Below are 25,065 nucleotides of genomic sequence, written 5' to 3'. Positions count from 1 at the left end.
ACGTCTAGACGTCAATAATGCACTGTTTGGGGCTATAAAAACCCACTTTCTTTAGCGCAAAAAGGCCGGTGACTTTTAAATCACCAGCCATTGCCTTTTCAGGCAAATAATCTATTTAAAAACAGATTATTTGATCTCAACAGAAGCACCAGCTTCTTCAAGAGCTTTCTTAAGTTCTTCAGCTTCAGCTTTTTCAACACCTTCTTTAAGTGCTTTAGGTGCAGACTCTACTAAGTCTTTAGCTTCTTTTAAGCCAAGACCAGTTGCGCCACGTACCGCTTTGATTACTGCAACTTTCTTCTCACCGAAACCTGTTAAGATTACGTCGAATTCAGTTTGCTCTTCAGCAGAACCACCAGCATCACCACCAGCAACTGCAACAGCAGCAGCAGCAGATACGCCGAATTTTTCTTCCATTGCTTCAACTAAAGCAACTACATCCATTACTGACATTTCAGCAATAGCGTTTAGGATATCGTCTTTAGAAATAGACATTATAAATTTCCTGTTTAAGTAACAATCTCATGATTGTTATAAATAACTATAAATACAAAAAGTGCAAATTGTTTTCTTATATATAAAAGATAAACAATAATTAGGCAGCTTCTTGCTCTTTCTGATCGCGTACTGCAGCAATCGTGCGGCATAATTTGCCAGCAGATGCTTCTTTCATAACGCTCATTAAACGTGCAATAGCTTCGTCGTATGTAGGTAGTTTTGCAAGTACCTGTACATCAACTACATTACCTTCAAATGCCGCTGCTTTTAATTCAAACTCTGGATTAGTTTTCGCAAAGTTTGTAAATAAACGCGCTGCAGCACCTGGATGCTCGTTTGAAAATGCAATTAACGATGGACCAACTAATGTATCAGAAACACATTCGTAATCAGTACCTTGTAAAGCACGACGTGCTAACGTATTACGGATAACTTTCATCCATACACCGTTTTCACGAGCTTCTTTACGTAAAGTCGTTATTGCTTCAACTGAAACACCGCGAGAATCTGCGATTACAGCTGATTGAGCGCCACTAGCAGCTTCTTGAACTTCAGCAACAATTGCTTTTTTGTCATCAAGATTGATAGCCATTGGCTTTAACTCCTGGTTCACCGGCTAAGCCGGTATTTACTATCCCTGTAATTTATTATTTAGTACTAATAAATTACAGGCCATTACGGCGAGGACCAGAATTAGGAAATACTGGGTAATCACCATCTACGTAGGCATTTAATTAAGCTAAGTATCAACAAAGCACCTACGGTCTTTGACGAGGTCATTGATTTTTGTATAGCTAAAATCAACAACATCTACCAAAATTTAAGGGGCGAGATTATAGTTTATAATCTACCCCTTGTAAAGCACCTAAAAATAGGCGCTTTGAAAATTATACTGTTAAACTTGCTTGGCTAACGGAAACACCGGCACCCATAGTAGTTGATACAGAAATTTTCTTAATGTACTGGCCTTTAGCATTTGCTGGTTTAGCTTTTTTCAATGCTTCCAATAATGCTTCAAGGTTTTGTTGTAATTGCGCTTCTTCAAAATCAGCTTTACCAATAGTAGTATGGATAATGCCGTTTTTGTCGTTGCGGTAACGAATTTGACCAGCTTTTGCATTGTTAACAGCAGTTACTACATCAGGAGTTACAGTTCCTACTTTAGGGTTAGGCATTAAACCACGTGGCCCTAAAATTTGACCTAATTGGCCAACAACGCGCATTGCGTCAGGAGTAGCGATTACAACGTCAAAGTTCATTTCGCCTTTTTTAACTAACTCGGCTAGATCTTCCATACCAACAATGTCAGCACCAGCTTCTTTAGCTTTTTCAGCGTTAGCGCCTTGTGTAAATACAGCAACACGAACATCACGACCAGTACCGTTTGGTAACACAGTTGCGCCACGTACGTTTTGGTCAGATTTACGTGCATCGATGCCTAAGTTTACAGCAACATCAACACTTTCACGGAAGTTAGCAGTAGCAAATTCTTTTAATAAAGCAATTGCTTCGCTGATTTCATATTCTTTTAATACGTCTACTTTTTCACGGATAAGACGAGCGCGTTTTGATAATTTAGCCATTGATTAGTCCTCTACCACTAAACCCATTGAACGAGCAGAACCCGCAATGGTACGCACTGCAGCTTCAAGTGAACCAGCAGTTAAATCAGGTTCTTTAGTCTTAACGATTTCTTCAAGTTGTGCTGTTGTAACAGTACCAACTTTTTCAGTGTTAGGACGGCCTGAACCACTTTTAATACCAGCCGCTTTTTTCAATAAGAATGAAGCAGGTGGAGTTTTTGTTTCAAATGTAAAAGAACGGTCACTGTATACAGTAATAACTACTGGAACTGGAGCGCCTTTTTCTAATGAATCTGTTTTTGCGTTAAACGCTTTACAGAATTCCATTATATTTACACCGTGTTGACCTAATGCAGGACCAACTGGCGGTGACGGGTTTGCTGCACCAGCAGCAACTTGTAGCTTGATTAGAGCTTGGACTTTTTTAGCCATTTTTCAATACCTATAGTGTGGGTTCTAACGCTAATTACTTTAATTGAACTAGCTCCCCGTTATAAAAATACCGATATTTAATATTTAACTACTTGAGTTTAAAAAAAATCGGCAGCGGATTATATATTAATCAACGGCCTAAATTCAAGCGATTTATAACTTTTACTATATTCACTAAGAGATTGATCATTTTGCTAGTTGAAAACGCCTTTAAACTATTATTAATTTAGAGGTTTGAATTAACAGAGAATGGATAAAAGACTTTGTCTTTGACCGTTTTCCTTTATTTTAAACAGAACAGTTCTATTATGAAGGGTATTACTACTTCTAAAAACAAAAAAACCAAAGCATTGCTTTGGTTTTTAAAAATATTATAGTGTTTAATGTTAGCCTTTTTCGACTTGACCAAACTCTAAATCTACTGGTGTAGAACGACCAAAAATAAGTACTGACACCTTAATTCGGTTTTTCTCATAATCAAGCTCTTCTACCACACCATTAAAGTCAGCAAATGGACCATCAATAACGCGGATAACTTCACCTGGTTCAAATAATGTTTTAGGTTTAGGTTTATCAGTATCTTCTAAACGCTGAAGTATACGATCAGCTTCTTTCTGAGTGATAGGGGCTGGACGATCGCTCGTACCGCCAATAAAACCTAATACTCTAGGTACACTTTTCACTAAATGCCATGCTTCTTCATCCATAGCCATCTGTACTAGAACATAACCTGGGAAGAATTTACGAGAGCTTTTACGCTTCTGTCCAGCACGCATTTCAACGATTTCTTCAGTTGGCACTAAGATTTGACCGAATTTATCTTCTAAGCCATTGATTTCAATATGTTCAATTAATGTTTTTTGAACACGACCTTCATAACCAGAGAAAGCTTGTACTACATACCAACGCAAATGACTTCTTCTTTCTATCTCAGCATTTTCAGCTGCAATTTCTTCTTCACTTGGAACATGTTCTTCGTTTAAATTTTCTTCTGTCATCATCTAAACCTTTAAACCAGTAATAAAACCAACCACCCAGAATAATACTGAGTCTAAGCCCCACATTACAATAGACATAATAAGTGTCGCCACTAGTACAATAGCTGTTGTTTGAATAGCTTCTTGACGAGTTGGCCATACAACTTTACGTATCTCTGTTTTTGACTCTTTAGCAAAAATAACAGCAGAGCGCCCTTTTTCAGTTTGCATAGCAATTAAGCCCGCAACGGCAATAGCAACTACAACACCGATTGCACGATAAAGAACAGATTCTTCACCGAAGATATAATTTCCTGCAACTGCACCTGCTAATAGAATGAGAACTAAGCCCCATTTCAAAAAATCAAAAGACCCACTAGGCTGGCTTTCAGTACTTACGTTCATATTCTTAACCTGTAATTACGCGTCTAAACTAAGACGAAATAATCTCAAAAGAGATTTTACTTCAAACATTTACATGTTTATCAAATTTGGCAGGGGTAGAGAGATTCGAACTCCCAACCATCGGTTTTGGAGACCGCTGTTCTACCAATTGGAACTATACCCCTTTTGTATTCAACAATTTACTGTTAAATAGCTGCACTTATCGAGTGATTCTTAGTTTATTTGGAATTAAGAGAGACTCTAGAAGTGAGGCGCTATTATACTGAGTCAATGATTTTACTCAAGCTATATTCGATAATTGATATCAAAATCCAATAAAAAACAATATTCCTCTATCGTCTTCCGTTTAAATAGCTCATATAAATTACAGCTAAGAAACATCTGAATGCTGCCTTTTATTAATGACTCTCAAAACATACGACTTTATATGGGGGGAACTAAACACTTTCCTAAAATGAAAAAATAGGTGTTTCATAACTCCTATAGGATAACCCAAAATACCTTTTTTTCCGTACATCAAGTTTATATTTCTGCTTTTATATCCATACAATTGCTCCATAATCACGCTAAAACCACTATTTCTTCCTTGATTTTTTACATAGCGCCTTAAGCATTCATCAAAATGTTTTTGAGCATAAATACTTTGTTTGTTTGTGATGGGGGTTTCTAATTCAAACAAACGATATAAAACATATAATGTAGTCGTCAATACATCTTCTTGGTTTGACTTTTCAAAACAATGTTTAACTAGTTGCCAATTAATTTTCCCAAAAAAGTGTTGAACTATAGTCAATAAATTAAACATTTGATGCAAGTCTATGTGTTTTTGATCAAATCCTCCATTCTGGATTTCACTATGCACTATCGAAAGTATAACTTGGTTGGTTGGGTTTAACTGTTCTACAATTAACTCATCCGTTAAATGAAGCGGTACTGTGGTTATCCATACGTTATCAGTTTCTAAAACTTTCTTTAAGTGTTTTGCTACTACCCAACGATGAAGTTCAATATAACAAATATTATTTTTTAATAATGGTGGGGCATGATGTGCATCTGAAGCATTAACATCAAAATAATTTATATCTTTTTTATAGCCATTTTTTCTGAGTATATTATATGCCTTTTGCTGAAGTTGCTCAGGTACGAGTATATCAATATCTTTCATATAACGATTACTTATAGGATCTGCAACGCCATTAAATATGCTTGCAGCTCCCTTTATCACAACAACTTTAATATTTGCATCAACTAATAATTGACTTACAAAAATAGTTTCTGCTTTTATAGCATTTATTCGATTAAGATAAAGTTTTTCAATATCAATTAAATAGCTTTGAAGTTTCTCAGGAAGCTTCCTCCAGACATCAGCAGACTTTAGTCTATTTGTTAATGGCCCAACTAACCAATATTGATGAGCTAAAGAAATTATAGGCAAATATGCTTCTTCATTTTGTAAACGGGATAACTGTTCACTTGAATATTTATCAGGGTGAAGTAACCATGTTGATAGATCAAAAAAAACCTGTTGAGTAATTTTATAAAAGTTATTCATAGTGCCTTTCCCATAACCTCTTTATCTCTAGCTCGGCTTGAGCACTTGTATTGTATGTATGGCGATAACGATAGGCTCTTTCCATGAAAGTTAACAGAGACTCTAGTTTTTCTTCGTTTAATTCAATACCTACCTGATAACCAGCCTCAACTAACATAGTGATTGTATCTATTATCGATAGTTTTTCAGGACTTACTGATGCTTGAGATTTACTATTAAATTTTGGATTAAAAATAAGATACTTCTGCTTAAGGTTTTGCTTTATGTTTGTAGCAAAAGAATTTGGCCATACATATTTCAATCTACGACCATCCAGTCGTAAAAATTCAGGTTGTTCGCTCAGCTGAGGGTAATATTTAGACAATACATCCCAACTTCCTGACTTTATCGCAATAGGTAATTTTAATGCGTTAACGTTAAAATGTTTATCTAAAACGATCAATTCATCTGAATAAATCTTATTGCTTTTGCTTGCAAGTACAGCGCTCAACGTCGACTTACCTGCACCTGACACCCCTGGCAACAGTAAGACACCTTCATATGTTTGTATGGCCGCACCATGAAAACAAAAGCAATAATCACTCTGTTGAAATGTAAGAATTTGCATACGGTCAATAATTAAAGGAAGTACTTCTTGAAATAAGAGTCGTTCTTCGATAATTAGCTCATTACAAAAAACATCAAAATATTTGTCATCAGAAACTGACTTTTTAATAAAAATTTGAAAATGAACTTTATCTAATTTTTTTTCAATGGGCTGCAGTAATGAATTTATTATTTTAAATAGAGATAGGTTTTCACACGTTATCGAAAATGATGAGTCGCCAACAGTGTAAGATTTTGCATTTTTTTGATCGTCAAACTTAGAATACCCACTCAATTTAGTTAATTCAGGATACCTACTATCTATATAGTTCAATGGGAATTTACTGCTTGAAAAGAACAATTTTGCTTCTTGATAATAAAAAATTAAATCTGTTGGCGAAAAATTAAAATATTGTGACACATCGTCAATAGCTTCCGACTCAGACAAGTTTTCATCTATCGCGAATATAAACGCAACTATTACGGGGGATATGCTATATAAGCTTTTTTTAAGGTGGTCAAAAATAAGCCCCTGTTCATTTTCTATATACATAGATAAAAATGAAGTGTTTAAATGAATTTTTTGTATATTCATGAATTCCATCTTAGCTAATAAGTAACAATAGCTAATGTAAAATTAAACATGGAAAAGGGTGATAGAGATAGCTTGATTTATTACTATGTTAAAGATCTTTGACATAAACTTAGCACTTTTTATTGCCATTACCTCTGCATGATTTCGGTGCCGCAGAAGTTGCGGGGCTCATTAGACTCGTCACGGCAACAGGTGTTAACACTGCTAACTTCCCGTATTTATTTAAAAAGCTTCGCCTATCAAATTCAGTGTCAGTTTTTTCTTTTTTATTGCTCTCAGACATATTTACTCTTTAGTTAACTATACAAAATCGATTTAAATTAGCATTAAACCTGTAAATTTACAACGCAACGCTATACTGGTAGCTTTTCACCATTATACGCATGGGATCTCGTTATGCGTCATGTATCACTTAGAAAACTATAGATACAAAAAAGGCCGCTTGCGCGACCTTTCTACATTAACAATCGATTAAACGATATTAGTCAATGATTTTAGATACTACACCAGCACCTACTGTACGACCACCTTCACGGATAGCGAAGCGTAAACCTTCGTCCATCGCTACTGGGTTGATAAGCTCTACAACAAACTTCAAGTTGTCGCCTGGCATTACCATTTCTACACCTTCAGGAAGCTCTACTGCACCTGTGATGTCTGTTGTACGGAAGTAAAACTGTGGACGGTATCCTTTGAAGAATGGAGTATGACGACCACCTTCATCTTTACTTAACACGTATACTTCTGATTCGAATTTAGTGTGTGGTGAGATTGAACCAGGCTTACATAGTACTTGACCACGTTCTACGTCTTCACGCTTAAGACCACGTAAAAGTACACCACAGTTCTCGCCAGCACGACCTTCGTCAAGAAGCTTACGGAACATTTCTACACCTGTACACGTTGATTTTTGTGTATCACGAATACCTACAACTTCTACTTCTTCACCTACTTTGATGATACCACGTTCAACACGACCTGTTACAACTGTACCACGACCTGAGATTGAGAATACATCTTCGATAGGCATGATGAATGCTCCATCAACTGCACGCTCTGGCTCTGGGATATAAGTATCAAGTGCTTCTGCAAGTTCGATAACCTTAGCTTCCCACTTCTCTTCACCTTGAAGTGCGCCTAAAGCTGAACCTTGAATTACTGGTAAGTCATCACCTGGGAATTCGTATTCACTTAGAAGTTCACGAACTTCCATTTCTACTAATTCTAATAATTCTTCGTCATCTACCATGTCACATTTGTTCATGAATACGATGATGAATGGTACACCTACTTGACGTGAAAGTAAGATGTGCTCACGTGTTTGTGGCATTGGACCATCTGTAGCAGCAACTACTAAGATTGCTCCATCCATTTGTGCTGCACCTGTGATCATGTTTTTAATATAATCAGCATGGCCAGGACAATCTACGTGTGCGTAGTGACGTGTTTCTGTATCGTATTCGATGTGAGATGTGTTAATTGTTATACCACGCTCACGCTCTTCTGGAGCATTATCGATTTGTGCGAAATCTTTTACTTCACCACCGTGTACTTTCGTTAATACCGCAGAGATTGCAGCTGTTAACGTTGTTTTACCGTGATCTACGTGTCCGATTGTTCCGACGTTTACGTGTGGTTTATTACGTTCAAATTTTGCTTTAGCCATTTTAAAATACCTTGGGTAGATTAACAAAAGTTTAATGGTTTAAGATAAATTAATAGAAGTAATCTTTGAATGGTGCTGATAGGCAGATTCGAACTGCCGACCTCACCCTTACCAAGGGTGCGCTCTACCAACTGAGCCATATCAGCATTCGATTTAAAGATTGGAGCGGGTGGCGGGAATCGAACCCGCTTCATCAGCTTGGAAGGCTGAGGTAATAGCCAGTATACGACACCCGCTAAACTCTATCAGTTTATCTCTGTTAAAAATGGTGGAGGGAGGTGGATTCGAACCACCGAAGGCTGAGCCGTCAGATTTACAGTCTGATCCCTTTGGCCACTCGGGAACCCCTCCAAATTCTTATTTACTTTTTATCCGTATAAAATAAAAAGTATTAATGGTGCCGACTGCCGGAGTCGAACTGGCGACCTACTGATTACAAGTCAGTTGCTCTACCAACTGAGCTAAGTCGGCACTACATTAAGTGGAGCGAATTCTAGAGCAATGTTTTCCACCTTGCAATAGAAAAAAACAAAAAAATTCATGTTTTTTTATGTTTGTTTAAGGTTTAACTAAGGTTTGATGGTTTTTTATCCATATTAACGTTAAAAACACCTACTCCTCTATGCTGAATAACGCTTTAAGCCTTCAAATATTAGATCGTGAATAATTTCAACCTTTGGGAATTCAATAAAAGGTAATATCCGTTCTGCATTACCTCCTAATAATATACAATGTTTTATCTCTTGAGTATGCTCTGCTATTTTTATTCCTGAGTTAATCATAGCAATAGTGGCTGCCCAAGCAGCATTATTAACACACTCTGAAGTGCTTTTTCCAAATGCTGTATCTGCTGAATCACTGACATCAAATTTAACTTTTGATGTATTACTGCTAAGTTGAGCAAGTAATAAATCAATTCCTGATAATATCCACCCTCCTTGATGCTTTCCGTCTTGATCTAATACATCAAAAGTTGTTGCTGTACCTGCATCAATTATAACAACGCCTGTTTTTGGAAATAGTGCCGACGCACCTACTAAGGTTAACCAACGATCAACCCCCAACGACTTGGGTTGTTCATAGCTATTTATTATACCAAATCGTTCTTTTTCACTTTCTATGAAAAATATCTTTGAATGATTTTCTTTTGCCCATGTAGCAATTAAATCGGTTAGAGCACCTAATTTAACACTACCAACAATGATCTGATTCGCCTTCCCCCAATACTCTGTTAACCACTGTTTGGTAATTTGGTTATTTTCAATAACAATCCGTTTATTTTTAATATCAATATCTTCTATTCGGTACTTAGTCCGAGTATTACCTATATCAACCAATATTATCATTTCGAACCTCTTAAACTCACTTCACCGCCGTAAATGACTTTAATATTGTTATCAACAGATAATAACAAGGCTCCTTGTTCGTTTATCCCTTTACATATGCCATGGGTTTGATTATTACCTGTTATTAATGTTACAGGTTGATCATAAAAGTAATCTTGTTGATTCCATTCATTTACCACTTGTTCTAGGCCTGAATCTTTATGTTGCTCTAAACGAAATGTTAAGTATTGAATGATAGTGGCGGCTAATTCATTTCGATTAATTATTTTTGAAGTATGCTGTTGTAAGTCTGTCCAGGGTTGATCAACTTTTTCTCCACTTTTATCTGGCATATTCAAATTGAGCCCTATACCAATAACAGCATGACATGGCTCATTAGGTGTACCTTCTAGATCAATTAAAATACCCGCTAATTTTAAACCGTTAATATAAATATCATTTGGCCATTTTAACTGAACGTTAATCTGATAAAGGGAAGCGATAGCATCACTAATTGCTAACGCTACAATAGTATTTAACCCCATTGCAGCAGTCATACCTTGAGGAAGCAACCAATACATTGACATATAAATGTGCGAACCAAAAGGTGATATCCATTGCCTTCCTCTTCTTCCTCTACCTGCACTCTGATATTCGGCAATACATACTTGCCCACTTTGGACATGATTAGGAATTCGACGCATTAAATAATCGTTAGTTGAATCAATAATATTATGTGTTTCAACGATACAATGAATATTATTGGCTATTAATTGCTGTAAAATAAACTCTTTATCTAACAGTTCAATAGGAGTAACAAGCTTATAGCCCTTACCTGTTACTCTAAAAATATCCAATCCCATTTCTGAAAGGTTATTAATTTGTTTTGATATAGCTGTTCGACTCACACCTATTTCTTCACCTAATGCTTGTCCGGAAATAAACTCACCAGCAGCGAGTTTATTAATTAATAATTCTTTAATTGCTTTAGCCATTTTTATACTCTGCTAAATTCATTTCACCTTGCGGGAAAACCATTCTCACTTCAGGCTCTAAATAAATATTGAATACTGACTTAATCTTATTAGTTATATGTATTGCTAAATCAACAATGTGTTTACCCTGCTCAGTATTATAATTAACTAACACTAGAGCTTGTTTTTCGTGTACGCCAACCCCTTGGTATTGATACCCTTTTAAACCGGCTTTTTCTATTAACCAGCCTGCGGCCACTTTTACTTTACCGTTACTTTGAGGATAGCTTGGTATATTAGGATATTGAGCAACTAACATTTTCCATTGAGTCGCTTCTATCACAGGGTTTTTAAAAAAGCTTCCCGCATTAGGTAATTTGTGTGGATCAGGTAACTTTGTTTGACGAACCTTAATGACTTCATTCATTACTATTTTGGCAGAAACAGAAGACGGTAAATGATCTAAGCCCGCATATGAAAGGTTAGCACGCCAAACTTTAGGAAAACAAAAGGTAACACTTATGATAAGACCTGTATTTTTCAGTCTATTTTTAAAAATACTTTCTCGATAACCAAACTGACAATCAGCATGTTTATACAGCACATTTTTTTTGGTTTTAAAATCAAACCACAACACTTCCTGACAATAATTAGCAAGCTCTACACCGTAAGCTCCAATATTTTGAACAGGCGCAGCTCCAACACTTCCAGGAATAAGCGCTAAATTTTCTAAACCGTTAATTCCTCGGCTTATGCAAAACTCAACAAAATTATGCCAGTTTTCACTTGCGGCTGCCTTTACAATAGTGCAATCAGCTTGTTCATCTATTTCAACCCCTTTAAATTCAGGTTTTATGATAATAGGTGCAGTATCACTAACAAAAAGCGTGTTAAAACCCTCACCTAATATATAAAAATTAGATAAAGGTAAGTTTGCTAATTCAATCAAGTCTTCATTCGTTCGAGGAAAGTAAGCAATAGAAGCAACTGACTCGACATTAAAGCCGTTAGTTTTTTTTACCGAAAAGGGGGATTGTGTTTTCATGTGGGTATCATACATATTACGCTAAATTTTATCAGCGTTAATTATAACAATACTTAAGTAAAATGGATTACATCTGTTTACGAATAGGAAGTTTAATTATATTAGCCATATCATTGTAATATTTATTTTGGTATTTATCGGTATCAATGTTTTCACTTTGGTTAATTACAACGCCTTCAATGGGTGCGTTAACTTGTTTGAGCATACGCAAACCTTGAGTTATCTGATCTCGTTTAGTTTTTGAACCATGAACAATATAAACAACGCTATCAACAATTTTTGAAATAATAACTGCATCACTTACTGCATTTACTGGAGGAGTTTCAATAATAATTCTATCGTAAAAATTACCAAAAACTTTAATTAACATACTAAAACGTTTCATTGATAAAAAAGCGAGCGGATTAGCGGGTGAAATACCAGAGGTTAGAATGTCTAACTTTACATTTTTATCTCTAACGATACATTCATTAATTTGATGCGTTTTAGCTAATAAATTTGAGAGCCCTGGGCGGTGAACATCTAAGTTTAAATTCTTAGCAACCGTTGGGTGACGTAAATCAGCTTCAATTAACAACACTTTTTCCATTTCACTAAATGAGCGAGCTAAATGTAAAGCAACGGTTGATTTTCCTTCATTTGGTACTGATGATGTTATGGCGATAACTTTAGGTGGCTTCTTCTCTCCATTAAATAAAAGTGAAGTTCTTAAAGTTCTAACCGCTTCAGTAAAATGGTTATCACTAACTTCTGAATGAGATGAACTACCAGCTTTTAATTTAAACTTAGGTAATACAGCTAAAATAGGGGCCTCTTGAAAATTATCAAGTTTTCGTCGTGAATTTAAAGTATCAACCAATAATTCACGCATGATCACAACGATTGAAATAGCTAAAAATGAGAGTATAAAACTAATGACTACATACAATCGCTTGTTGGGTGCTACTGGAGATTTGGGTAAAATAGCTTTATCAATAAAACGTACATAAAAATTTGTTTTATAGTTTCCCATTGCATCAGCTTCTTTTAAACGAACAAGATAATTGCCATATAATTCTTTATTAGTGTCCACCTCTCGCTGTAACTGAAAGAATTTATTTTTAAGTCGGCTTAATCTTAAAAAGTCTTTTTTAGCTGCAGCTAATCTTTGTTTATTCGCTTGAGCTTTTTGAATAGCAGAAGAATATTGTTTTTCAATAGAGGTGATAATTTCATTTATTTGTATATTAATGCGAGATTCTATTGATTCAAACTCTGCTTCGACGGCAATTCTCTTAGGGTGTTTCGGACCATACCGTTTTGCTAGTTCGAATACTTTTCGTTCAACAACTTCTTGTGAACGACGTAATTGAACATAAGTTGGATGACTACTGACCTCATTTAACTCCATTAATCCACTTAGGTTTTCTTTGTTGTTCTGAATATATTCATAAGTAACCTTAAGGTCATCTTTATATTTTTCAGCTTGTAAAGCTGATGAAGTTAATTCGGTTAATTCAGAAGCAACCAAGCCAACGACACCTTGAATATCAACAATCCCCTCAGCTTCCCTATATTCTTGTAAGGCTAATTCTGATGATTCTAATTTTTGACCTAATTCCTCAAGCTGATCAACCAACCATTGAGACGTAGATTCCTTTGAGGCGCTATGGATCTCATCTTGATATTGTAAATATGTTTCACCTATTTGATTCGCAACCTGTTTTGAAAGCTCTGGACTGTATGAACGGAAGCTGATTTTTACAAGTTCAGTATTTCCAATAGGCTCAATTGATAAACGCTGCTGGAAAGCTCCCACTACCGAACTTAACGATGGTGTATTATTGCTTTTGCCCCTATTTGCTAAATAAGGGATTTTATTATTATATTTATTACTATTAAACTCTTCATGTCGCGCTAAATTTAGTCGTGTCGCGACTCTCTCAGCAAATTTACGCGATTTCAACAATTCATATTGGGTTCTAATTTGTTCTTCGCTGGCATTCGTTTCATTGAAAGCGTCATTAATCGATAAAGTATTACTCGGCTTATTATTACCAATTTGTAGAGTTGCAGTTGCAACATAACTTGGTTTTAACAACGAAACATAAAAAGAAAAAAACAAGGTTACACATAAAGTAAAAAATACAAGCTTCCAACGCCTAACCCATAGCGGTCTGAGTACTTCACTTAGCGCAATGTCTTCATTAGGCGCTTTTATACTTTCTTGATCTTTATTCACATTGTTCAAAAAAAACTCTGCTCTATTTTTATTATGTCATCAGGAAATATTTGAGTTGCTACATTAGCTTCTATTTTTACTGTTTTTCCATTCACTTTTCTAGTGATAGTCCAATCTGTTAAGGAAGCTCTAGATGATAACCCCCCAGCAACAGCAATAGCCTTATCAAACGTAAGATCGTCTTGAAAAGGATACCCGCCTGGTCTATTAACTTGACCATGTATGAAAAAAGGCCGGTATTGAGAAATAGATACTGATACTTGTGGCGAAATTAAATAATCTCCCAGCAAACCATCATATATTACTTTTTCTAATTCTTTAACCGATAAATTTATTACCTGAATATCATCTAAAAAAGGAAATGAGATAAAACCTGATTTATCAATTTTCACATTGGCTGTTAAATCATCTTCACCATAAACAATAATTTGAATCTTATCGCCTGGGCCTAACTTATAATCGCTTGCCAAAGCAAACTGACTTAATAACAGCAGTAAAATTAAAAAACGCATAAACAACCTACTTTCACAGAATATTACTGTTTCGACTATTTGACCTTAAACTTTAATTTAAGACAAGTACACAGTAACATTGTTGTAACAATCTAGTAAATAAAAGAGATGAAAATAGAGTTTTGTATGGAAAATACTGATTATGAATATCAATTTCACTAATAAACTGAACTAATATGGTCAGTTTATTAGTAATATTGCTATATGTTAGATTAGGGTCTGTTGCTATTAATGAGAAAGATCTAAATATTTTTAGAAAAAACTTTCGATTTACGTTGAAAGTTGTACATTTTCTTTTTATCTTCAGGAAGACTATCTACTGACTGCTCCGTAAAGCCTTGCTCTAGGAACCAATGAGCACTCACGGTAGTAAGTACAAATATTGATGATAATTTTTTTTCTTTAGCTAAGTTTTCAATCGTATTAATTAATCGTACACCTCTATTACCCTTACGGTAATCAGGGTGGATAGCAACACAAGCTACCTCACCTGAATTTTCTTTGGGGTAAGGGTAAAGTGCTGCACACGCAATTATAACGTCTTCTTTTTTAATTACAGTAAAGCGTTCAATTTCAACTTCAAGTAACTCTCTTGAGCGTTTTACTAAAATACCCTCGGCTTCTAATGGTGCGAGTAATTCTAAAATCCCACCCACATCATCAATTGTTGCTGTAGATATTTGCTCTTGATAGTCTTTTGCTATTAATGTTCCAGCACCGTCTCGAGTAAATAACTCTTGTAACAATGCGCTATCACTTTCGTAATTTAGGCAGTGACAACGTTCAACACCATTTTCACTACTTTGTATTATAGCTCGCATAAGTAATTGTTTGACGGGATCTTCCGTTACATCAAGTAACGCTTTAACGGTACTTACACCACAACTTTTGATTAATTCCCCCTGCTCATTCATTAATCCATCAGCATCTGTAAACGTAATTAATTTATCTGCTTTTAAAGAAATAACAGTTTGTGTTGCTACATCTTCTAACGACAAGTTAAAAACCTCCCCCGTAGATGAATAACCTACAGGTGACAATAATACGATAGAGCCAAAATCTAGTTGCGTGTTAATTCCTACAGTATCAATTCTTCTTACCGTACCCGTATGTTTAAAATCGACACCGTTTTTTACACCAATAGGTTTAGCAATAACAAAATTACCTGTACTGACTCTAATTTGTGAGCCATGCATAGGAGAATTAACTAATCCCATAGTTAACAATGCTTCAATATCAAGTCGTAGTGACCCTGTAGCGTCTTTAACGGCAGATAAAGTACCCGCATCGGTAATTCGAATATTGTCTTCCATTAAAGGCTCAACATTTAGAAGTTGCATACGCTCTTCAATTTGTGGTCTAGCTCCATGTACCAACACCAGTTTCACCCCTAAACTTCTCAGCAAAGCAATATCATGAATGATATTAGCAAAATTAGGGTGTGCTACCGCTTCACCACCAAACATGAGTACGACCGTTTTGCCACGGTGCGCATTAATGTATGGTGCTGCATTTCTAAACCACTTAACGTTATTTTTATCGTCGTTATTCATTTACAGGTTCACTACTACTTTTGTTTCCGCTATGAGCGTTGAACAATATATTCCATTGCCACTTCGTCTTCAGGATTTTTATGAGGACTTTGTTCACTATCTTCAATAATATTATCCGCTAACGAGCTTTTTTCAATTAAAGCAAAGCCTAATCTAGTAAAATATTCAGGTACATAAGTTAATACAATAATTTTTTGTAATTCTATTTCATAAGCGAATTCTAATAAATATTGCACCATGGCTTGTCCATGACCTTGCTTATGGAAAGCAGCATCAACAACCACTGAACGTATTTCAGCTAAACCCGTTTGATAGATATAAAGTGACGCACTTGCCACAACTTGGCCATCAATTTCTGCAACAACAAAGTTTTGAATATCGTGAATAATATTGTCACGACTACGAGGTAAAATCTCACCTTTATCTGCCCATAAAGCAACAAGTTCAGCAATCTTATCTACATCAGACATACGGGCACGACGAACTGATAATGCGGCAGCACGCTGTGCATTTAAACGTTGTGTTACTTGTTTTAACGCATGTTGAATTTGCACTTTACCTGGAGCACCAATAACTTGCGCGCTTAGGTTGTCGTTTTCACCTGACTGGTTGTTATCTAAAGCTTTTTGCACTTGAATACGTGAAGTTCCACCTTTAGAGTCTCGTTTATCTAAACACGATTCAATAGATAAATATTGATAAACATCATTTTCAATTTTATCACTAAACTCTTGTAATTGAGCTAAAGTAAAGTCTTCTAATGCATGCCCAGCATCAATTGCAGCCAGTACCGCTTCACCCACAATGTGATGTGCTTCGCGGAAAGGAATATCTTTAGCAACAAGGTAATCAGCTAATTCAGTCGCATTTGAATAACCTTGCTGTGCTGCTGCTAATGTACGAGAGCGATTAACTTTTAAACCGTCAGCAACTAGCACCGCCATTTGCATAACTTCGATCCAAGTATCTAAAGCGTCAAATAAGCCTTCTTTGTCTTCTTGCATATCTTTGTTATACGCAAGAGGTAAAGCCTTCATTGTTACCAACATACCTGCTAAAGAACCAATAACACGTCCAGATTTACCACGAATTAATTCACATGCATCAGGGTTTTTCTTTTGTGGCATCAATGAAGAGCCTGAGCTAACTAAATCGCTCATTTCAACAAAACCGGCTTCACCTGAGTTGTAGAATATTAAATCTTCAGCAAAGCGCGACATATGCATCATGCTGATACTTGCTGTAGAAAGAAGCTCTATGACATGGTCGCGATCAGAAACAGCATCTAAACTATTGAGTGTTGCACAACGAAAACCTAAGTTATTCGCTAACAAATCACGATCAATTGGGTAAGCCGTTCCAGCTAAAGCTCCTGAGCCCAATGGTGAAGTATCAGCACGATATAAAGCGTCTTTTAAACGACCAATATCACGGTTAAACATCTCAACATAAGCTAAACACCAATGACCAAAAGTTACGGGTTGAGCTCTTTGTAAATGAGTGTACCCCGGCAATACCGTGTCTTTTTCACGTTCAGCTAATTCCAACATGGCTTGCTGTAAGCTAACTAAAGCAAACAATAATTCGCCGCCCGTTTCTTTACACCAAAGCTTTAAGTCTGTAGCGACTTGGTCATTACGGCTACGGCCAGTATGAATTTTTTTACCTAAATCACCTGTTGCTTCAATGAGCTTACTTTCAACCCAGCTATGAATATCTTCAGCATCTGACGTTAAAATTTGCTCTGGATCCGCTTCAACTGACGCTTTTAATTCATTAAGCGCTGCAACTAAACGGGTATGTTCATCTTCGTTTAACACACCAACACTATGAATTGCACCTGCCCAAGAGATTGAACCCACAATATCTTGCACTGCCATGCGGTAATCCACAGGCAATGAGTCATTAAACTTTTTAAACTGTACGCTAGCTTCGCCTTTAAAACGGCCGCCCCATAATGCCATGCTTAGCTATCCTTTTTTTCTGAAGGAGAAGTTTCTAACTTGCTGCCTTTTTGAGAAAGCGCAGTGATACGGCTAGACAAGCTGAATAAACGAATAAAGCCTTCAGCATGTTTTTGGTCGTATACGTCATCAGCGCCAAATGTAGCAAAGGCTTCTGAGTATAAAGAGTTAGGTGAACGACGTTGTGTAACTTGTGCAACACCTTTGTATAATTTAACAACAACATCACCCGTTAACTGCTCAGAAAAAGATGCTGCGCCAGCTAGTTGTGCTTTAGCTAATGGTGTAAACCAACGACCATCATAAATTACATGAGAAAATTCTAGGCCAATTGATTCACGGTATTTTAATGACTCTTTATCAAGAATTAAGGTTTCTAAACCTTTATATGCAGCCATTAAGATTGTGCCACCTGGAGTTTCATAACAACCACGAGACTTCATACCTACTAAACGGTTTTCTACGATGTCGATACGACCAACACCATGTGCAGCACCTTTAGCATTTAAGTACATTAATGCATCGTGAGCTGGAGAACCATTTTCAGTAAAGTCTTTACCATCAACAGAAACTAATTCACCTTTAACAAAGCTTAATTGAACACGCTCAGCTTCATCTGGAGCATCCATTGGATCTACCGTCATCGTCCAAACTTCTTTAGACGGCTCACACCATGGGTCTTCTAACTCACCACCTTCATGTGAAATGTGCCATGCGTTTGCATCACGGCTATAAATTTTAGTTAATGAAGCTGAACATGGGATGTTACGCTCGGCTAAGTAATCTAATAAGTCTTCACGAGAAACCATGTCCCACTCGCGCCATGGCGCAATAACAGTTAGCTCTGGCGCTAATGCAGCAAAACAAGATTCGAAACGAACTTGGTCGTTACCTTTACCAGTACAACCGTGACATACCGCGTCTGCACCTACTTTTAAAGCAACTTCAACATGCGCTTTAGCAATAACGGGACGCGCCATTGAAGTACCCAATAAATATTGACCTTCGTATACAGCACCAGTTTTAAGAATTGGATAAATGTAGTCTTTAACGTATTCTTCTTTAAGATCTACAACGTGGCATTCAGAAGCACCAGAAGCGATTGCTTTTTCTTGAATACCAACTAATTCTTCTTCGCCTTGACCAACATCAGCACAAAACGCTACAACTTCACAACCTTCATAGTTTTCTTTCAACCATGGAATGATTGCTGATGTATCTAATCCACCTGAGTACGCGAGTACTACTTTTTTAATTTTTTTCTTTGCTGCTAAAGCCATTTTATATTCCTTAATCTTTGTAATCGGCATTTATACGGCTGAAATGCCGGCTACTGAGATTACAAACTGTTTAATTTAAATTTACTGGCTTTTAAATATTTCAAAGCCAGTAAATATTGTTAATCTTTGAATGAATACTGCCTCTATTTTAGTTGATACTAAAACAAGAAAAAAGCACGAAATTGAAATAGTTCAATAAGTGCTTTTAACTTAGTTATCGTATCAATTAATTAGAATTTTATTCAATCAGCTAAAAGAGTGACGAGTACAGCATTCTGTGCCCACATTCTGTTCTCTGCTTCTTGAAAAACCACTGACTTGTCTTTATCGTCAAATAGTTCTTCGGTGATCTCTTCACCTAAATGAGCAGGCTGGCAATGTAAAACTATTTTAGCCTGCGCTTTTTCCATTAATTCATGATTTACTTGATATGGAGCGAATTTTGCTAATATTTCAGCTTTTTTCGTAGGATCTTCATCACCCATAGATACCCATGTATCAGTAAAAATAGCATCTTGCTGAGCTATATTACTTATATTCGTACTAAAGACTATTTTAGATCCAGATTTTTCAGCTAATACTTGCGCTTTAGTCAGCATTGCATCACTTGGCCCATGACCTTCCGGACAAATAAGCGTAAAATCAACACCTAACGTTGCAGCCATTAACATTAATGAATTAGATACATTATTGCCATCGCCTACATAAGCAAGTTTTACTTTTGCTAAGTCATCAAAATTTTCAGATAACGTTACAAAATCAGCTAACGACTGACAGGGATGATATACGTCACACAAAGCATTAATAACAGGTACACTAGCATGTTTAGCTAAGCCCTCAATTGAAGCATTACTAAATACACGAGCAACAATTGCATCAGCGTAACATGACAAGTTATTTGCATAATCACTAATACGTTCACGTTCACCTAATTTACCGTTTTGCTGCCCTAAATATAGAGCATGGCCACCAAGTTTATTGATACCCATATCAAAACTTACATGTGTACGTAACGACGGTTTTTCAAAAATCATAGCAACTGATTTACCTGCTAAAGCTTGAGAGTAATTAGCAGGGGCTGTTTTAATTTTTTTAGCAAGCTTGATTAGATCAAGTATTTGCTCTTTGCTTAGCTGATCATCAGCTAAAAAATTCTGTAAAGACATACGAGTAACCTTTTGAGTGCTATGTAACGTACAATGACATTCGCGCAATAAGTAAAATATGTTTAATCAGCTTGGTATAAAATACGGGTGCCTATATTGTCACCTTTGATCAAATTGACGATTTGCTCGGGAGACTGCCAACTGGCAACCGCGATGCTTCGTCGTAACTGATTAGCAGCTAATAACGCTGCATTTACTTTTGCTGTCATACCACCAGCAATAACACCTTGTTCAATTAATTGGGCAGCTTGTTTACTACCAAGTTCAACTAACCATTCACCTTCAGCACCTTTAACGCCCGGCACATCGGTTAATAGTAATAATTCTGCTTCTAATAATTGGCAAATAGCAACCGCTGCATCGTCAGCGTTTACATTAACCAATTGACCATTATCTAACGTGCCAATTGAAGAAACAACAGGGAAAAAGTTATTAGCTAATAACGTTTTTAACAAAGCGCTGTTGTTCGGGCTTGGATCACCTACACTTCCCAATTCAGCATCAGCCAATGTACAGCTTACCATGTTGCCATCACCTAATGATAACCCTACCGCAGCAAGACTTAATTGATTTGCTTCAGCAACAATAGTTTTATTTACATATCCCGCTAAAGTTCCAGAAATAACAGGCATCTGCTCAGCTGGGGTTATGCGTTTACCGTCTTTTTTTTGTGTTGTAAAACCCGCTTGTGCTAACTGTGTATCAACAGAACTACCACCGCCATGCACTAGCACTATTGATTGATCTTTTAATTTAGCTAATTCAACAAATAACGCGTTTAATGCGGATGTTTTTTCAAGAATAGCTCCGCCGATTTTAATGACCAAAGGTTTCATTACAGCTTTCTTCATTACTTAATACCTACATTAGGAATTAAGCCATATTCGCTTGGTAACCCCATCGTTAAGTTAGCACATTGAACAGCTTGTGATGCAGCACCTTTTAAAAGATTATCTATTGCTGTGCTTACCACCACAACCTGCTTTTCAGCATCGTATTTCCAATGAATATCAGCAAAAGGTGTATAAGCAACATTATCAATTTTTGGCCACGTTGCGGCAATACGTACTAATGGTTTGTCATCATAAGCATTATGGTATGCTTGATTCACTTGTTCTTCAGTAACACCAGCTTTTAATTGCAAAGTTACCGTTGATAATAACCCACGTTTATATGGTGCTAAGTGCGGATTAAAAATAACTTGAGCATTAGCTTCCTGACTAATTTCTGGCTGATGTCTATGTTGTAAAATATTATAAGGCGTTAAACTCACTTCATTAAAGCTAGTACCTAATGATGCTTTACGGCCAGCCCCCGATACACCACTAATGCCGTTTACAACAATTAAAGAATTTTCAATATGTAAGTTATTCGCTGTAATAGGCTTTAAACCTAATAAACTTGCTGTTGGATAACAACCTGGAACAGCAACAATTTTAGAATCAGCAAACGACTCGTCTAACCATTCGGCTAAACCATAATTAGCTTGTTCAAGGACAGATAAGTTTTTATGTTCAAAACCATAATAAGTTGGGTAATCAGCCGCATCTTTTAAACGGAAACCACCAGATAAATCAAATACTTTTACACCAACATCTAAAAATACATGTGCCCATTCTGCACTATATTCATGCGGCGTAGCAAAAAATACCGCGTCAATTTTATCTTCAGCATTTTTAATATTTTCATCAAACCAGGCAGGAGAAAAAGCTTGCAAAGGCAAGTCACAAATACCTTGATATTTAGCATGAAGGTCTGAAAATAATAAACCTTCAGACGAGCTATTTTCTGACACCAAAAGATGAACGATTGATATTTTATTGTGAGCTGTTAATAAATTAATTAACTCAGCACCAACGTAACCGCTAGCTCCAATAATCGCGACTTTCATACTATTCCTTAAAACTATTTAATATTCGTAATAACTGAAAAGGCAATAACATTTATTTTTATCAAATAAAACAGGATGTTAAATAAGGTTTTAAAAATTCACAACAAGGTGGGATTTTTATCTCGGTATTTTTCCGTAGCGTTATTGATTTAGGTTATCTACACTAAGGTAGCATATTATCATCCGATAACTAGTTATGCAACAAATCAGCATAACTACCCAAAAATAACTTTTGAGACGAATAGTATGAAAAATCTACCTAATTTTACGACTGCACTTCGAGAATTAATCTCAAGCCCATCTATTAGCTCGAGTCAAGAAAGTTGGGATCAAGGAAATAAGGAAATAATTCATTTATTATCTGGCTGGTTTGAATCTTTAGGTTTCAGCATTAGTATTCAAAAAGTGCCCAATACTCGTGATAAATATAATTTATTGGCAAAACTAGGTTCAGGAGAAGGTGGATTATTACTTGCTGGCCACAGTGACACGGTTCCTTTTGATGAAAACAGATGGCAATCCGACCCTTTTTCAATTATAGAAAAAGACAATAAATTTTTTGGTTTAGGCACTTGTGATATGAAAGGCTTCTTCGCTTTTATTTTACAAGCATGTAAAGACTTAGATGCTAAAACCCTTAAAAAGCCTTTATATGTCTTAGCTACCGCAGATGAAGAAACTACCATGGCTGGCGCACGTTTTTTCTCACAAAACCAAGAGATCAAACCTGATGTCGCTATTATTGGAGAGCCTACTAATTTAGTGCCTATTATTATGCATAAAGGACATATGTCCCACCGAATAAGTGTTGAAGGTCAGTCGGGCCACTCAAGTAAACCAAGCTTAGGTGTAAATGCGATTGAAATAATGTATCAAGTTATTGGTACCCTACTCACCTTAAAAGAAAGTCTGGCGTTAAATTATAGTAATACGGCATTTGATGTATCTGCTCCTACACTGAATATGGGCGCTATTAAAGGCGGTGATAATTCTAACCGTATATGCGGACACTGTGATTTAGATATAGATATGCGTTCATTACCGGGTATGACAGATGATGAATTAATAACCTGTTTAACTGACGCACTAAAACCTTTAGCTGAGAAATACCCTGGAAGAATTACGATTAATGAACTGCACCCGAGCTCACCTAGCTTTGAACAAACTCAGCCGAGTGATTTAATTGAGTCTGCCGAACATTTTTCAGGGCATAAATGCTGTGCTGTAAATTACGCAACTGAAGCTCCTTTTATTCAAGAATTAGGTTGTCAAACCATCGTTATGGGGCCAGGTTCAATAGACCAAGCACATCAACCTAACGAATTTTTAGCATTATCTGAAATAACAAAAACAGAAGAATTACTGATTAATATGATCAAAAAGTACTGCTTAAAATAGAAAATTGACACGGTAATAATGATAAGTACGACTTATCCCTGATTTGACTTACTTATTCCATAATTTTTGATGAGCTGGCATTGAAAAGTATTCATTTGCCGACCAACAGCGAGGAATTAGATCAAGTGTTTTTCGTTCTGCATAATTTGACGATAATAAAGCTAATATTTCATATAATCTTTCTTTGCTCATTGTGTTGAGTTTTTCAACAGCCATAGGAAAATGTAAATTACGCTCTTTAGGCACAATAATGTCTTGCCCAAAGTTAATAAAGGCCAAATTTCGAGTGGCTGTTCTACAAATGGGTAACTCTGGATCTTCTGGATATAACATTTTCACAATGGCATATTCATAGGAGTATTTTATTTCCCCTTGAAAGTTCTCAACAATGTAAGTGACTCCATAACCTAAAGGAAAAATCCCTGTTATAGTACGTAACGCATCAACAACTAAGTGATAACAAATTCCCTTTTCCGCATTTTTATAGAGCACCTGATAGACTTTAGGCAAGAGCTTATAATCATATTTAGGTTTTGTAGAGAGGATGATTGATGTGTAAATTTGAGGAACTTTAAGTAAATTGCCTATGCCTTTTTTAGGATTAATGCTTGCTTTCAATAATCCTTTAATAAAAAGTAATTTACGCTTTTCCGTTTCGTTAAAAGCATCACGAACTTCTTTTAAATTCCCTACATACTTTGCTACACCAATACCTTCAACAAGATATTTAACTGTTTCTCGGTAATTGATTTGAAGTAATTTTCTTCTATCTTCCAAATCTAGCATTCTAAATGGGTTTTTAGTACCGTTTGTCCCTTTTAGTATAAGTTGCGCTTCAGGATGATTATTACCAATATCTTGTAACAATGCAGCTTTAACTAACGGTATTTTAACTTCATCAACAAACCTTTTATAAGCAACGGCATCAATCAATGAAAAGCGCTGATATTGAAGAGGGGATAAATTAGCTAAGCGCTCTTTAATATAAGGTTCGGTAATCGCATTATCAATACATAGTCGATCGAGTAATCTTAGGCATAACACTGCTTTATATAAAGGCTTATTTAACTCGTTAGATAGTGCAACCTTACTCCCTTCACTCGGACTAAGAAGCTGAATGGTAGCAAGTAATTGAGAAGATTTACGGTTATCTTCTACGAAACTTTCTCCTTCACATAATGCAATAATATCTCGGCAAAGAGTGTCTAAGTGTTCATGCCTTTGTTCTCGTTCTAACTCTCTAAGTTCAAGCTCTTTACACGCTTTAGTACCTGACTTTATTTTAGGTTCCTCTTGCCCCTGAGAAGGACTCAGCTGAGCAAAGAAATCAATAGCTCGGTCAAGCATAGATTCTTTTTTATAACTTTTACCAAAAATTTGTCGAGAGAGTTCTTTAACACTTTTGGTAAAGTTTGTATCTTGAGTATGCTTTAAAGACATGGC

At 36.2% G+C, this 25,065-nt stretch carries 23 protein-coding genes and 5 tRNA genes; 1 reads left to right on the top strand and 27 read right to left on the bottom strand.

Going from position 1 to position 25,065, the window contains the following annotated elements:
* Positions 1 to 126: 126 nt before the first annotated feature.
* The 26 genes from rplL to argC all read right to left on the bottom strand — a co-directional run bounded on the left by rplL (position 127) and on the right by argC (position 22,224).
* Positions 127 to 495 carry a 50S ribosomal protein L7/L12 gene (gene rplL / locus AC0L5Q_RS15715; protein WP_076421056.1) on the bottom strand — a complete coding sequence of 123 codons (369 nt, stop codon included), beginning with the start codon at positions 493 to 495 and terminating at the stop codon, positions 127 to 129.
* Between the two features lie 100 nt (positions 496 to 595).
* Positions 596 to 1,090, bottom strand: a complete 495-nt coding sequence (rplJ, locus tag AC0L5Q_RS15710) for a 50S ribosomal protein L10 (protein WP_473611001.1) — start codon at positions 1,088 to 1,090, stop codon at positions 596 to 598.
* A 295-nt stretch (positions 1,091 to 1,385) separates the two neighbouring features.
* A complete protein-coding gene (gene rplA / locus AC0L5Q_RS15705; protein WP_077343591.1) occupies positions 1,386 to 2,081 on the bottom strand; it encodes a 50S ribosomal protein L1 in 696 nt (231 codons plus the stop codon).
* Positions 2,082 to 2,084: 3 nt separating this feature from the next.
* Positions 2,085 to 2,513 carry a 50S ribosomal protein L11 gene (rplK, locus tag AC0L5Q_RS15700; protein WP_033092461.1) on the bottom strand — a complete coding sequence of 143 codons (429 nt, stop codon included), beginning with the start codon at positions 2,511 to 2,513 and terminating at the stop codon, positions 2,085 to 2,087.
* Positions 2,514 to 2,899: 386 nt separating this feature from the next.
* Positions 2,900 to 3,511 carry a transcription termination/antitermination protein NusG gene (gene nusG, locus AC0L5Q_RS15695; RefSeq protein ID WP_473618320.1) on the bottom strand — a complete coding sequence of 204 codons (612 nt, stop codon included), beginning with the start codon at positions 3,509 to 3,511 and terminating at the stop codon, positions 2,900 to 2,902.
* Between the two features lie 3 nt (positions 3,512 to 3,514).
* Positions 3,515 to 3,895 (bottom strand): preprotein translocase subunit SecE, encoded by a 381-nt coding sequence (gene secE, locus AC0L5Q_RS15690; RefSeq protein WP_473610995.1) that lies wholly within the window; start codon positions 3,893 to 3,895, stop codon positions 3,515 to 3,517.
* An 87-nt stretch (positions 3,896 to 3,982) separates the two neighbouring features.
* Positions 3,983 to 4,059 (bottom strand) — tRNA-Trp (locus AC0L5Q_RS15685).
* A gap of 206 nt (positions 4,060 to 4,265) precedes the next feature.
* Positions 4,266 to 5,447 (bottom strand): nucleotidyltransferase family protein, encoded by a 1,182-nt coding sequence (locus tag AC0L5Q_RS15680; protein WP_473610991.1) that lies wholly within the window; start codon positions 5,445 to 5,447, stop codon positions 4,266 to 4,268.
* Complete coding sequence (locus AC0L5Q_RS15675) at positions 5,440 to 6,627, bottom strand: hypothetical protein (RefSeq protein ID WP_473610987.1); 1,188 nt, start codon at positions 6,625 to 6,627, stop codon at positions 5,440 to 5,442. Before AC0L5Q_RS15675 ends, AC0L5Q_RS15680 begins: the two co-directional genes overlap by 8 nt.
* 109 nt (positions 6,628 to 6,736) lie before the next feature.
* Positions 6,737 to 6,910, bottom strand: a complete 174-nt coding sequence (locus tag AC0L5Q_RS15670) for a hypothetical protein (protein WP_473610981.1) — start codon at positions 6,908 to 6,910, stop codon at positions 6,737 to 6,739.
* Positions 6,911 to 7,108: 198 nt separating this feature from the next.
* Positions 7,109 to 8,293: an elongation factor Tu gene (tuf, locus tag AC0L5Q_RS15665; protein ID WP_473610976.1), complete on the bottom strand. Its 1,185-nt coding sequence runs from the start codon at positions 8,291 to 8,293 to the stop codon at positions 7,109 to 7,111.
* 70 nt (positions 8,294 to 8,363) lie between these two features.
* Positions 8,364 to 8,439 (bottom strand) — tRNA-Thr (locus AC0L5Q_RS15660).
* 15 nt (positions 8,440 to 8,454) lie between these two features.
* Positions 8,455 to 8,529 (bottom strand) — tRNA-Gly (locus tag AC0L5Q_RS15655).
* A 30-nt stretch (positions 8,530 to 8,559) separates the two neighbouring features.
* Positions 8,560 to 8,644 (bottom strand) — tRNA-Tyr (locus tag AC0L5Q_RS15650).
* 44 nt (positions 8,645 to 8,688) lie between these two features.
* Positions 8,689 to 8,764: transfer RNA gene (locus tag AC0L5Q_RS15645), tRNA-Thr, on the bottom strand.
* A 149-nt stretch (positions 8,765 to 8,913) separates the two neighbouring features.
* On the bottom strand, positions 8,914 to 9,639 hold the full coding sequence (locus tag AC0L5Q_RS15640) for a type III pantothenate kinase (RefSeq protein WP_473610972.1): 726 nt from the start codon (positions 9,637 to 9,639) through the stop codon (positions 8,914 to 8,916).
* Positions 9,636 to 10,619 carry a bifunctional biotin--[acetyl-CoA-carboxylase] ligase/biotin operon repressor BirA gene (birA, locus tag AC0L5Q_RS15635; RefSeq protein ID WP_473618319.1) on the bottom strand — a complete coding sequence of 328 codons (984 nt, stop codon included), beginning with the start codon at positions 10,617 to 10,619 and terminating at the stop codon, positions 9,636 to 9,638. The genes AC0L5Q_RS15640 and birA overlap by 4 nt, the downstream gene beginning before the upstream one ends.
* The gene (gene murB, locus AC0L5Q_RS15630; protein ID WP_473610968.1) at positions 10,606 to 11,637 is read right to left on the bottom strand and encodes a UDP-N-acetylmuramate dehydrogenase; all 1,032 of its coding nucleotides are present in this window, start codon (positions 11,635 to 11,637) and stop codon (positions 10,606 to 10,608) included. The genes birA and murB overlap by 14 nt, the downstream gene beginning before the upstream one ends.
* A gap of 67 nt (positions 11,638 to 11,704) precedes the next feature.
* Positions 11,705 to 13,858: a GumC family protein gene (locus AC0L5Q_RS15625; RefSeq protein ID WP_473618318.1), complete on the bottom strand. Its 2,154-nt coding sequence runs from the start codon at positions 13,856 to 13,858 to the stop codon at positions 11,705 to 11,707.
* Between the two features lie 5 nt (positions 13,859 to 13,863).
* A complete protein-coding gene (locus AC0L5Q_RS15620; protein WP_473610965.1) occupies positions 13,864 to 14,370 on the bottom strand; it encodes a polysaccharide biosynthesis/export family protein in 507 nt (168 codons plus the stop codon).
* A gap of 242 nt (positions 14,371 to 14,612) precedes the next feature.
* Entirely contained in the window at positions 14,613 to 15,923 is a 1,311-nt protein-coding gene (argA, locus tag AC0L5Q_RS15615; RefSeq protein WP_473610962.1) for an amino-acid N-acetyltransferase, read from the bottom strand.
* 29 nt (positions 15,924 to 15,952) lie between these two features.
* The gene (gene argH, locus AC0L5Q_RS15610; RefSeq protein WP_473610958.1) at positions 15,953 to 17,887 is read right to left on the bottom strand and encodes an argininosuccinate lyase; all 1,935 of its coding nucleotides are present in this window, start codon (positions 17,885 to 17,887) and stop codon (positions 15,953 to 15,955) included.
* Positions 17,888 to 17,889: 2 nt separating this feature from the next.
* A complete protein-coding gene (locus AC0L5Q_RS15605) occupies positions 17,890 to 19,167 on the bottom strand; it encodes an argininosuccinate synthase (RefSeq protein WP_473610954.1) in 1,278 nt (425 codons plus the stop codon).
* Between the two features lie 242 nt (positions 19,168 to 19,409).
* Positions 19,410 to 20,333 carry an ornithine carbamoyltransferase gene (locus AC0L5Q_RS15600; RefSeq protein WP_473610949.1) on the bottom strand — a complete coding sequence of 308 codons (924 nt, stop codon included), beginning with the start codon at positions 20,331 to 20,333 and terminating at the stop codon, positions 19,410 to 19,412.
* A gap of 62 nt (positions 20,334 to 20,395) precedes the next feature.
* Entirely contained in the window at positions 20,396 to 21,184 is a 789-nt protein-coding gene (gene argB / locus AC0L5Q_RS15595) for an acetylglutamate kinase (RefSeq protein WP_473610946.1), read from the bottom strand.
* Complete coding sequence (gene argC, locus AC0L5Q_RS15590) at positions 21,184 to 22,224, bottom strand: N-acetyl-gamma-glutamyl-phosphate reductase (protein ID WP_473610941.1); 1,041 nt, start codon at positions 22,222 to 22,224, stop codon at positions 21,184 to 21,186. The genes argB and argC overlap by 1 nt, the downstream gene beginning before the upstream one ends.
* 246 nt (positions 22,225 to 22,470) lie before the next feature.
* Here argC and argE point away from each other — a divergent pair, with 246 nt between their 5' ends.
* Positions 22,471 to 23,622 (top strand): acetylornithine deacetylase, encoded by a 1,152-nt coding sequence (gene argE, locus AC0L5Q_RS15585; protein ID WP_473610937.1) that lies wholly within the window; start codon positions 22,471 to 22,473, stop codon positions 23,620 to 23,622.
* 48 nt (positions 23,623 to 23,670) lie between these two features.
* On the opposite strand, the gene AC0L5Q_RS15580 is transcribed toward argE, so the two are convergent.
* The gene (locus AC0L5Q_RS15580; protein WP_473610935.1) at positions 23,671 to 25,062 is read right to left on the bottom strand and encodes a hypothetical protein; all 1,392 of its coding nucleotides are present in this window, start codon (positions 25,060 to 25,062) and stop codon (positions 23,671 to 23,673) included.
* Positions 25,063 to 25,065: the final 3 nt, after the last annotated feature.

It is taken from the genome of Pseudocolwellia sp. G5-9 (assembly GCF_055808995.1).
This window is presented reverse-complemented; position numbering and strand designations above follow the sequence as displayed.

What these genes read in the sequence shown, in the direction of transcription:
- argC (WP_473610941.1), bottom strand. Translation starts at nt 22,224, where the DNA reads ATGAAAGTCGCGATTATTGGAGCTAGCGGTTACGTTGGTGCTGAGTTA.
- AC0L5Q_RS15640 (WP_473610972.1), bottom strand. Translation starts at nt 9,639, where the DNA reads ATGATAATATTGGTTGATATAGGTAATACTCGGACTAAGTACCGAATA.
- rplA (WP_077343591.1), bottom strand. Translation starts at nt 2,081, where the DNA reads ATGGCTAAATTATCAAAACGCGCTCGTCTTATCCGTGAAAAAGTAGAC.
- rplK (WP_033092461.1), bottom strand. Translation starts at nt 2,513, where the DNA reads ATGGCTAAAAAAGTCCAAGCTCTAATCAAGCTACAAGTTGCTGCTGGT.
- argA (WP_473610962.1), bottom strand. Translation starts at nt 15,923, where the DNA reads ATGAATAACGACGATAAAAATAACGTTAAGTGGTTTAGAAATGCAGCA.
- AC0L5Q_RS15580 (WP_473610935.1), bottom strand. Translation starts at nt 25,062, where the DNA reads ATGTCTTTAAAGCATACTCAAGATACAAACTTTACCAAAAGTGTTAAA.
- argB (WP_473610946.1), bottom strand. Translation starts at nt 21,184, where the DNA reads ATGAAGAAAGCTGTAATGAAACCTTTGGTCATTAAAATCGGCGGAGCT.
- AC0L5Q_RS15600 (WP_473610949.1), bottom strand. Translation starts at nt 20,333, where the DNA reads ATGTCTTTACAGAATTTTTTAGCTGATGATCAGCTAAGCAAAGAGCAA.
- AC0L5Q_RS15670 (WP_473610981.1), bottom strand. Translation starts at nt 6,910, where the DNA reads ATGTCTGAGAGCAATAAAAAAGAAAAAACTGACACTGAATTTGATAGG.
- argH (WP_473610958.1), bottom strand. Translation starts at nt 17,887, where the DNA reads ATGGCATTATGGGGCGGCCGTTTTAAAGGCGAAGCTAGCGTACAGTTT.
- rplL (WP_076421056.1), bottom strand. Translation starts at nt 495, where the DNA reads ATGTCTATTTCTAAAGACGATATCCTAAACGCTATTGCTGAAATGTCA.
- argE (WP_473610937.1), top strand. Translation starts at nt 22,471, where the DNA reads ATGAAAAATCTACCTAATTTTACGACTGCACTTCGAGAATTAATCTCA.
- murB (WP_473610968.1), bottom strand. Translation starts at nt 11,637, where the DNA reads ATGAAAACACAATCCCCCTTTTCGGTAAAAAAAACTAACGGCTTTAAT.
- nusG (WP_473618320.1), bottom strand. Translation starts at nt 3,511, where the DNA reads ATGACAGAAGAAAATTTAAACGAAGAACATGTTCCAAGTGAAGAAGAA.
- AC0L5Q_RS15680 (WP_473610991.1), bottom strand. Translation starts at nt 5,447, where the DNA reads ATGAATAACTTTTATAAAATTACTCAACAGGTTTTTTTTGATCTATCA.
- secE (WP_473610995.1), bottom strand. Translation starts at nt 3,895, where the DNA reads ATGAACGTAAGTACTGAAAGCCAGCCTAGTGGGTCTTTTGATTTTTTG.
- tuf (WP_473610976.1), bottom strand. Translation starts at nt 8,293, where the DNA reads ATGGCTAAAGCAAAATTTGAACGTAATAAACCACACGTAAACGTCGGA.
- AC0L5Q_RS15620 (WP_473610965.1), bottom strand. Translation starts at nt 14,370, where the DNA reads ATGCGTTTTTTAATTTTACTGCTGTTATTAAGTCAGTTTGCTTTGGCA.
- AC0L5Q_RS15605 (WP_473610954.1), bottom strand. Translation starts at nt 19,167, where the DNA reads ATGGCTTTAGCAGCAAAGAAAAAAATTAAAAAAGTAGTACTCGCGTAC.
- AC0L5Q_RS15675 (WP_473610987.1), bottom strand. Translation starts at nt 6,627, where the DNA reads ATGAATATACAAAAAATTCATTTAAACACTTCATTTTTATCTATGTAT.
- rplJ (WP_473611001.1), bottom strand. Translation starts at nt 1,090, where the DNA reads ATGGCTATCAATCTTGATGACAAAAAAGCAATTGTTGCTGAAGTTCAA.